Origin of the sequence: Lysinibacillus xylanilyticus (assembly GCF_001183605.1) — a bacterium.
Lineage (GTDB): Bacteria > Bacillota > Bacilli > Bacillales_A > Planococcaceae > Lysinibacillus > Lysinibacillus xylanilyticus.
This window is the reverse complement of record NZ_LFXJ01000005.1, coordinates 2,299,478-2,306,048: the sequence shown is the minus strand read 5'-3', so window position 1 is coordinate 2,306,048 and position 6,571 is coordinate 2,299,478. Positions and strand designations below refer to the sequence as shown.

Here is a 6,571-nt window from a genome sequence, read left to right as displayed (position 1 = left end):
ACACATCATTAAAAGACCAATCGTCCAATAAGCTAAAGCGGGTGTTTTAATAATTTTCGTAAAAGGCGCAATCATGACCTCATTAATACCAGAAGTCATCATCACCCGACTCATGGCTACGATAATAGAAATAATGAGAATGGTCGACAAAAGCTCAGTGATGGCATAAATAAAACTGTTAAAAACACCACTAATGGAAGAAGTTATATCACCTGTAGCAACGATTGCTAACATGAATATGCCTAGTACACAAATGAGGGTGGTATCGCGACGTTTAACCATAAAGCCAATAATAAGGACAATAAAAACAACGTAAATCCAATGGAGAGCTGTAAATTCAATCCCCATACGTTTCCCCCTCAATATTCGATCTGATTCTATAGAATATGAAGGGGAAAAAAGTTGGTGATGGTTTAGAAAAATTTCGACTTAGTCAGAACGACGGAAAGCGGTATCGAAATGACGGATAGAGTTGCAGTAGCGATGGATAGCAGTCAAAGTGACGGATAGAATAGTCGAAGTGACGGAAAGAAGAGCCAAGGTGACGGATAGAATCGTCAAAGCGACGGATAGAGAAGCCAAATACGTGGATAGAACCATCAAATTCGTGGATAGAACCATCAAAATGATGGATAGCCCGCCAAAATCGTAGATAGAACCATCAAAGTCGTGGATAGCCCCGCCAATTCGTGGATAGAACCATCAAATGCGTGGATAGCCCCGCCCAATTCTAGGATAGATCCATCAAAGGCGTGGATAGCTCCGCCAATTCGTGGATAGAACCATCAAATGCGTGGATAGCCCCGCCCAATTCTAGGATAGATCCATCAAAGGCGTGGATAGCTCCGCCAATTCGTGGATAGAACCATCAAATGCGTGGATAGCCCCGCCCAATTCTAGGATAGATCCATCAAAGGCGTGGATAGCTCCGCCAATTCGTGGATAGAACCATCAAATGCGTGGATAGCCCCGCCCAATTCTAGGATAGATCCATCAAAGGCGTGGATAGCTCCGCCAATTCGTGGATAGAACCATCAAAATGATGGATAGCCCGCCAAAATCGTAGATAGAACCGTCATAGCGAAAAAGTAATAATAAAATAAAAGAGGTGTAATATGAAAATCGTTATTTCCAGGAAAAATACTTATCGATAAAGGCGGAAGCAGACCACTTGGTACATACAGATTAAATCACCAGTTATACAGGTGGTTCTGGTTTTTGTTGACAATGATAATCATTATCGATATGGTGAAAGTAGACTAGAATCCAAATGTCCACCTAATCACATTCCAGCGGTTATTTGATTAATTTATACTAGCATGAAGATGATTAATACACGAATGTGTGTGGTGTCGCAATGTCTAATCATATCCAGTGCATTTTATACATATTTATTGTGAATTATCCCAAAAATATCCTAATAAGTTGTTATAATAGTCTTTTAGAAATTTAAGATTTATAAATCCGATATTCTTTTTTGTGATAAATTATTTTATGTAATGAAGTAGAGGTGAACCATAGGTGAAGCAGGTGTTGGTAATTAAGAATGAACGGTCTTTAGCAAAGAAAATCGGAAGCGGTCTAAAGCAAGAAGGCTATTTCATTTTAACACTTCACAATGAAAACAGAGGTTTAAATATAGTATACGAGCAAGATTGGGATCTTATTATATTGGATTGGGATTCGTTAAGTATGTCTGGACCGGAAATTTGCAGACAAATACGGTCCGTTAAAACGACCCCAATAATCATTGTGACCGACAATGTGTCCAGCGAGGATTGCATAGCAGGATTACAAGCAGGAGCAGATGATTATATAAGAAAACCATTTGTAAAAGAAGAATTAGTAGAAAGGATAAAAGTTATTTTAAGAAGAGGGGACTATATCCAGTTAATCGAGAATGATTACTTTCGATTTAAAGATCTCTTCGTTGATGCATCCCGCAATATTGTGACAAAAGGTGGCGAAAATCTCCCGTTTACTAAGCGCGAGTATGACCTACTTATATATTTAATCAAGAATAAAAATACAATATTGAGCCGTGAAATGCTTTTGAATCAGGTTTGGGGATATGACGTAGCAGTCAATCCAAATGTAGTGGATTTATATATTGGGTATTTAAGAAAAAAGCTAAAGTGCGAGAAGAAAGACAGATATATTCAAACAATCCATGGCAGGGGCTATTCAATGATTGAATAGTAAAAATAAGATAATATATAAAGTACCGTTTGTTACAGTAATCAATATTAAACATAATCGAAAAAAACGAGTAAAAACAGTTTCAATCAGTTTTGCTCGTTTTTTTGTTCTATTAAATCTGATAACCGAACAGTTTCTGATAGATATTGAGTTGACGGAAACAATAAAAGTATTTTGTATCCAATCTAAGCATGAAAGCAACTTTTTGTATAAACTTATATTTTTCACAAGATTTTCACAGAATTAAAGACTATACTGATTCACAGAACGATCAAATGAAAATGATTATCAATAGCAATTGAGATGGTAAGCAATGACTATCCAACTCAATCTATAGACCCCATCATTTTCAAAATATATTACATAAGGAGTATATGTATGAAGAAATCTATGTTTTTAAAATTTGTTGGTATTATCGCAGTTTTGACATTGATGTTAGTAGCTTGTTCAGATTCAAGTAATAAATCTAATCAAGAGTCAAAGTCTAATGAAGATAATGGAAGTAAAGAGGTTGCTAAACCTGCGACAGTTGAAATCACTGATGCCCACGGAACTGTTACTGTTCCTGTAAATCCAAAGAATGTAGTTGCTTTGGATAATAGAACTTTTGAAACTTTAGCTGATTGGAACATTGACTTAGTAGCTGTTCCAAAGGATGTAATGCCTGCAGATTCACCATATGTAAAAGACGATTCGGTAAAAAATATTGGAAATCACCGCGAACCAAATCTTGAAATTATAGCAGCTGCAAACCCTGAACTTGTAATCATCGGTCAAAGATTTGCTGACTATTACGAAGAGATCAAAAAATTAGTGCCAAATGCAGTTGTTATTGATCTTAATGTAGATGTTTCTGAGGAAGCTGCTACGCCTGGGGAAAACTTAGTAAATGGACTTAAAAATTCTACAATTGCTTTAGGGAAAATTTTCGATAAAAATGAAGAAGCAAAACAAGTAGTAGCTGATTTTGATAAAGTTATCGAAAATGCTAAATCTGCTTATAATGGAACAGATAAAGTTATGAGTGTTATCGTTGGTGGTGGGGATATTGGTTTTTCAGCTCCTCATTCTGGACGTGTTTGGGGACCAATGTATGAAATTTTCGATTGGGTTCCAGCATTAGAAGTTGCTGATTCTACTTCAGGTCATAAAGGTGATGACGTTTCTGTTGAAGCTATTGCACAAACTAATCCTGATTGGCTTTTCGTATTAGATCGTGATGCTGCAATATCTGGTGAAGAAAATTCAGTTCCTGCTCAGGATGTTATTGCTAACGCACCAGCTCTTCAAAACACAACTGCTGTTTCTAAAAAACATATCATTTATGCACCAGCAGATACTTATACAAATGAATCAATTCAGACTTATATAGAGTTGTTTGAAAACCTTGCAAATACTTTAGGTAAGTAGTGTAAAGGAGTATAAAATAGTGCTGAAAAATGTAATTTCTAGGGTTGAGATAAATTCTCAACCCCAGTTTTATAACTACAATAAGATATGGACAAAGCCTTTTATATTAGCGATTATAGTTGTTAGTATTTTAGGCATTATATCACTATTTACTGGGGTTTATGATATACGTGGACAAGAGGATGGAATGGAGATGTTTTTCATTACTCGTGTTCCGAGAACAGTTGCATTAATGCTAACTGGAGCTGCAATGTCAATGGCAGGACTCGTAATGCAACTGATTACACAGAATCGTTTTGTTGAACCTACTACAACAGGGACTATTGAATGGTCAGGTTTAGGTCTTCTTCTTGTTTATTTATTATTTCCTGCCCCCACTTTAGTACAAAGAATGACTGGTGCAATCATTTTTTCTTTTATAGGAACTATGATTTTCTTTTTATTTTTAAGAAGAGTTAAACTTCGTTCGTCTTTAATTGTCCCGATTATTGGATTGATGCTTGGAGCAGTTATTTCTGCAGTGTCCACTTTTATGGGACTTCTTTTTCAAATGACACAAAGCATTGAAACTTGGTTTGTAGGTTCTTTTGCGCCTGTTCAGGTGGGAAGATATGAATATTTATGGCTAATTGTTATCGTTACTTTGTTTATTTTTATTTATGCTAATAGATTGACTTTAGCTGGACTAGGAGAAGATGTCGCAACAAGCCTTGGAGTTAATTACAATAGGATTGTTCTTGTGGGGACTGCCCTTATTTCTCTTGCAGTTGGAATTGTTGCAGCAGTTATTGGAAACTTACCTTTCTTGGGGTTAATTGTCCCAAACATTGTTTCAATGTATAGAGGCGATGATCTTAGGAGTAATTTACCTTGGGTATGTTTGATAGGAATGGGGACTATAACTGCTTGTGACATTATTTCTCGAACAATTATAATGCCTTTTGAAGTCCCTGTTTCTTTAATACTGGGAACAGTGGGGGCAGTCGTGTTTATTATTATCTTATTGAGACAAAGAAAACCAAGGAGGCTACGATGAGCACATTGGAATATAGAAATAAAGAAAATGTCGAAATCGATTCTAGCCTTCATAATAAAAATAGATCAGCTAGGGCTTTTCGTTCTAAGAAGGAGGAAAGGCGTTATTGGATTTTGCTGATAACATTGATTGCTTTGGGCATCCTTTCTTCATATGGACTTTTAGTTTATAACAATCCAGTTCCGATTGATTCACCTTCTTTTATCCCAGTTGTTAAGAGAAGGATAGTAGCTATTGTTGCAATGATTATTGCAGCAGTTTGTCAGAGCTTGTCGACTGTGGCTTTCCAATCCATTACGCATAATAGGATTATAACTCCTTCGCTTTTAGGTTTCGAATCACTTTACTCAACAATTCATACTAGTACTATATTTTTCTTTGGGGCTAGTGCATTGATAAATTTTACTGGGATCGGGTCATTTTTATTTCAAGTTGTTGTTATGGTTTTAATGAGCTTGATACTTTATGGATGGCTACTTTCTGGTAAATACGGGAATTTACAACTAATGCTTTTAGTTGGAATAATTATTGGCACTGGGCTAAATTCAGTGGGAACTTTCATGAGAAGACTACTTGCGCCTTCTGAATTTGATATTTTACAGGCAAGATTGTTTGGTTCTGTTAATAATGCAGATTCTGCATATTTTCCTATTGTAATTCCTATGGTAATAATTGTAGCAATATTACTTCTTGCTCATTCTAAGAATCTAAATATATTGTCACTAGGGAAGGATGTTTCTACTTCTTTTGGAGTTAAATATCAATCTAATGTAATTTATACGCTTGTATTAGTTGCTATTTTGATGTCAATTTCAACAGCTTTGATTGGACCACTTACTTTCTATGGTTTTTTAGTAGCAACTTTGAGCTATCAGGCGGCGTCAACTTATGATCATAGATATATTTTTCCAATGGCTCTAGCTATAGGATTTTTGATAATAACGAGTGCTTACTTTTTGATGTATCATGTATTCCATGCTCAAGGTGTAGTTTCAGTTATTATCGAATTATTTGGTGGAATAATATTTTTAACTGTAGTTTTAAGGAAGAGGGCTTTATGATAAAAATTGATAATGTTAAAAAGTTCTATACTGATGAGGTAAAAATAGGACCTTTGGATATTGAAATACCAAAAGCGGGTTTTACTTCTTTGATTGGACCAAATGGCGCTGGAAAGTCTACTACACTTTTGATGATTGGAAGACTCTTGGATATAGAGGAAGGTCAAATTCAGGTGGCAAATATGGATGTTTCTGAAACCAAATCAAAAGACTTATCAAAAATTCTTACTATATTGCGTCAAGAAAATCATTTTGTAACTAGGCTTACTATTAGACAACTAGTTGGATTTGGACGTTTTCCTTATTCAAAGGGAAGATTAACTATAGAAGATGAGGTTATTATTTCTAAATATATCGATTTTTTAGACTTAACTGATTTAGAGAATAGATATTTAGATGAGCTTTCTGGTGGTCAAAGACAAAGGGCATATGTAGCGATGGTTTTGTGCCAAGAGACTGAATACGTACTTTTAGACGAGCCTCTGAACAACCTTGATGTTGCTCGTTCTGTTCAAATGATGGAGCATTTAAGACGTGCAGCTAATGAATTTGGAAGAACAATTCTGACTGTTATGCATGATATAAATTTTGCAGCCAAATACTCTGATAGAATTTGTGCTATGAAAGATGGACAAATTGCCGCTTTTGGAACAGTAGAAGAGGTTATGGACTCAAAAATTTTGACAGATATTTTCGAAACAAAAATAGAAATTATCGAAGGTCCTTATGGGCCACTAGCAGTTTATTAGTTACGAAGTTTTAAAAAAAGAAGCATCTCAAAAAATGAGTATGCCAAAAAAACTAATAGAAAATTAAATTATTTGCTGTAGCTTGCACAGATCATAACAGCTACTCTAGTTGAAAG

General features: G+C 35.4%; 6 protein-coding genes and 1 pseudogene. 6 read left to right on the top strand and 1 reads right to left on the bottom strand.

The annotated features are described in order from the left end of the window. Positions 1–348, bottom strand: a pseudogene (locus ACZ11_RS14000) (hypothetical protein); the annotation flags it as partial. A 151-nt stretch (positions 349–499) separates the two neighbouring features. Between ACZ11_RS14000 and ACZ11_RS26335 the strand changes: the two are divergent. From ACZ11_RS26335 to ACZ11_RS13970, 6 genes are all read left to right on the top strand, one after another. Further along, positions 500–652, top strand: coding sequence for a hypothetical protein (locus tag ACZ11_RS26335; protein WP_161804461.1), 153 nt, complete (start codon positions 500–502; stop codon positions 650–652). 869 nt (positions 653–1,521) lie between these two features. Further along, positions 1,522–2,199, top strand: coding sequence for a response regulator transcription factor (locus tag ACZ11_RS13995; protein WP_049667014.1), 678 nt, complete (start codon positions 1,522–1,524; stop codon positions 2,197–2,199). A gap of 378 nt (positions 2,200–2,577) precedes the next feature. Next, the gene (locus ACZ11_RS13985; RefSeq protein WP_049667012.1) at positions 2,578–3,609 is read left to right on the top strand and encodes a siderophore ABC transporter substrate-binding protein; all 1,032 of its coding nucleotides are present in this window, start codon (positions 2,578–2,580) and stop codon (positions 3,607–3,609) included. Between the two features lie 19 nt (positions 3,610–3,628). Continuing rightward, on the top strand, positions 3,629–4,645 hold the full coding sequence (locus ACZ11_RS13980) for an ABC transporter permease (RefSeq protein ID WP_049667011.1): 1,017 nt from the start codon (positions 3,629–3,631) through the stop codon (positions 4,643–4,645). Continuing rightward, positions 4,642–5,706, top strand: coding sequence for an iron chelate uptake ABC transporter family permease subunit (locus ACZ11_RS13975; RefSeq protein WP_049667010.1), 1,065 nt, complete (start codon positions 4,642–4,644; stop codon positions 5,704–5,706). Before ACZ11_RS13980 ends, ACZ11_RS13975 begins: the two co-directional genes overlap by 4 nt. Continuing rightward, entirely contained in the window at positions 5,703–6,455 is a 753-nt protein-coding gene (locus ACZ11_RS13970) for an iron ABC transporter ATP-binding protein (RefSeq protein WP_049667009.1), read from the top strand. The genes ACZ11_RS13975 and ACZ11_RS13970 overlap by 4 nt, the downstream gene beginning before the upstream one ends. Positions 6,456–6,571 lie beyond the last annotated feature (116 nt).